The organism is Nodularia sp. LEGE 04288 (genome assembly GCF_963896525.1).
Taxonomy (GTDB): Bacteria; Cyanobacteriota; Cyanobacteriia; order Cyanobacteriales; family Nostocaceae; genus Nodularia.
This window is the reverse complement of sequence record NZ_CAWQOY010000070.1, coordinates 1-2514: the sequence shown is the minus strand read 5'-3', so window position 1 is coordinate 2514 and position 2514 is coordinate 1. Positions and strand designations below refer to the sequence as shown.

Below are 2514 nucleotides of genomic sequence, written 5' to 3'. Positions count from 1 at the left end.
TTGTCATTTGTCATTTGTCATTTGTCATTTGTCATTTGTCATTTGTCATTTGTCATTTGTCATTTGTCATTTGTCATTTGTCATTTGTCATTTGTCATTTGTCATTTGTCATTTGTCATTTGTCATTGGGAAGTCACAATCTTTTCCCCCCTGCTCCCTGCTCCCTGCTCCCCTGCCTCTTTCTGCCCCCTGCCTCTTATCTTCCCCATTGAAAGATGGCTGCGCCCCAAGTGAGTCCGGCACCAAAGCCAGATGCAGCGATGATGTCATTAGGTTTAATTTTGCCTTGGCGCACGGCTTCATCTAGCGCTAGGGGAATAGAGGCGGCGGAGGTATTGCCGTAATTGGCAAGATTGCTAATTACTTTGTTTTCTGGAATATTTAGGCGCTGGGCAACGGAATCAATAATCCGCTGATTTGCTTGATGTAATACTAGCCAATCTATTTGGTCAACAGTGAGATTAGCTTGAAATAATGCTTTATCAATAATTTCTGGGACTTTTTGGACTGCAAAGCGGTAGACTTCTTTGCCGTTCATGGTTATGGGCTGGTAAGTGCCTTTGGTGATATTGACATCTGGGAGCAATTCTTGGGCAGAGGGGGCATAAGCAAGATTGAGGTAACGGTTTTGCGTACCATCGCTTTTTAAGGAAAATCCTAATAGGCGATCGCTTTGATTCGCTTGCAATACTACCGCCCCAGCACCATCGCCGAATAAAACACAAGTCCGCCGATCTTGCCAATCTACCCAGCGAGAGAGGATATCTGCCCCAATCAACAGTACATTTTGATAGACACCTGTTTTGATATATTGGGCAGCTGTGACTAACCCAAATACAAAACCAGAGCAAGCAGCTGTCAAATCAAAAGCTACTGCGTTTTTTGCTCCTAATTCAGCCTGAATTTGACAAGCACTGCCAAATAAATCATCAGGGGTGGATGTCGCCAGCAAAATCAAGTCCAGGTCTGTGGCTTTAATTCCGGCAGATGCGATCGCCTGACTAGCAGCAGCAGTAGCAAGCATAGTCAAAGACTCAGATGGTAGTGCCAAACGCCGTTGACGAATTCCGGTTCTGGTAGCAATCCACTCGTCTGAAGTTTCCACCACTTCACTCATCGCCTGGTTAGTGAGGGAACTTTTTGGGACTGCCGAGCCGCTTCCTGTAATTGCTATGCCTAACTTTTCCACTCCTACTCTCCCCAGCTATAAGCATTTTAGTCATTAGTCATCAGCCATTAGTCATTAGTCCTTTCCTATTGACCAATGACTTTTTCCAGCTATTGATCGCTAGTTTTGTGGCTAATTCCTAACTGGTTTCCTGCTGTAGAATTTCATATTGGGACTGAAGTCTTTGCAGCACCTGATTGTCTACAGCTTCTTTTGCCATACGAATGGCATTAAAAATAGAAGGAGCTTGAGAGCTACCGTGACCAATAAAACAGACTCCGGCAACGCCTAAAAGCAAAGCCCCACCATGTTCTGCGTGATCCATGCGCTGTTTAACTCGCTTCAGGTTAGGTTTTAAAATTGCTGTCCCGATTTGACCGTGCAATCCTTGGGGTAATTCTTCCCGTAAGATTTGCAAAATCACTTCACCCACTGCTTCGGCAAATTTTAATAACACATTGCCCACAAAGCCATCGCAGACAATCACATCAAAGTTACCGGAAAGGACATCACGCCCTTCAGCATTACCAATAAAATTAATTTGGGAATTTTCCCTGAGTAGTTGGTGGGCGCGCAGTGCTACTTCATTCCCTTTAGTATCTTCTTCACCAATATTCAACAAACCTACGTCAGGTTTGGGAACACCCAAGACATACTGGCTATATATTGACCCCATGACAGCAAACTGCTCTAAAAACTTAGGGCGGGAGTCTACATTGGCACCAACATCAAGTATCAGTACTGGTTTTCCAGCTTTGATTGTGGGAAAAACCGTGCCAATGGCAGGGCGGTCAATTCCTGGCAATCGTCCGAGGCGAAGCAAAGCTGCTGCCATAGCTGCCCCAGAGTGTCCCGCAGAAAACACGGCATCTGCCTGTTGCTGCTTGACTAAATTCATTGCCACATTAATAGAAGCCTTGCGTTTGCGTCTAACTGCATTCAAAGGCTCCTCATCCATTGCGATCGCTTCCTCAGCAGGAACGATCTCTACCCGCTCCAAATTGGTTTTTGGGGGCAGGGCAGCTGCAATTTGTTGGGGATCACCAACTAGTAATACTTTCACACCCAATTCTTCACTTGCGCGCAGTGCGCCAGCAACGATTTCACCGGGTGCATGATCCCCTCCCATTGCGTCAATTGCTATCCTTACGCAAGTCGATCCCATTGCTTAGAGCTATTAGAAACCTTACAAATTTTACCAGATGGCTTTGCTGAAAAACCGGAACTTTCTGACTACCGTATTAGTCATGTCGCTATTGCAACATATTTTAGCGGACAGTTCAACATAGCACGAATTGTCAGGGAGTGGGAAGAAGCAGGGGGGCAGGGAAGAAGAGGAAAGGGGG

General features: G+C 45.7%; 2 protein-coding genes. Both read right to left on the bottom strand.

Translation table 11 applies throughout. The annotated features are described in order from the left end of the window. Window positions 1-196: 196 nt before the first annotated feature. Window positions 197-1189: a beta-ketoacyl-ACP synthase 3 gene (locus tag AACX33_RS05285; RefSeq protein WP_193997187.1), complete on the bottom strand. Its 993-nt coding sequence runs from the start codon at window positions 1187-1189 to the stop codon at window positions 197-199. Between the two features lie 118 nt (window positions 1190-1307). After that, entirely contained in the window at window positions 1308-2333 is a 1026-nt protein-coding gene (gene plsX / locus AACX33_RS05280; RefSeq protein WP_193997188.1) for a phosphate acyltransferase PlsX, read from the bottom strand. Between the last annotated feature and the right edge of the window lie 181 nt (window positions 2334-2514).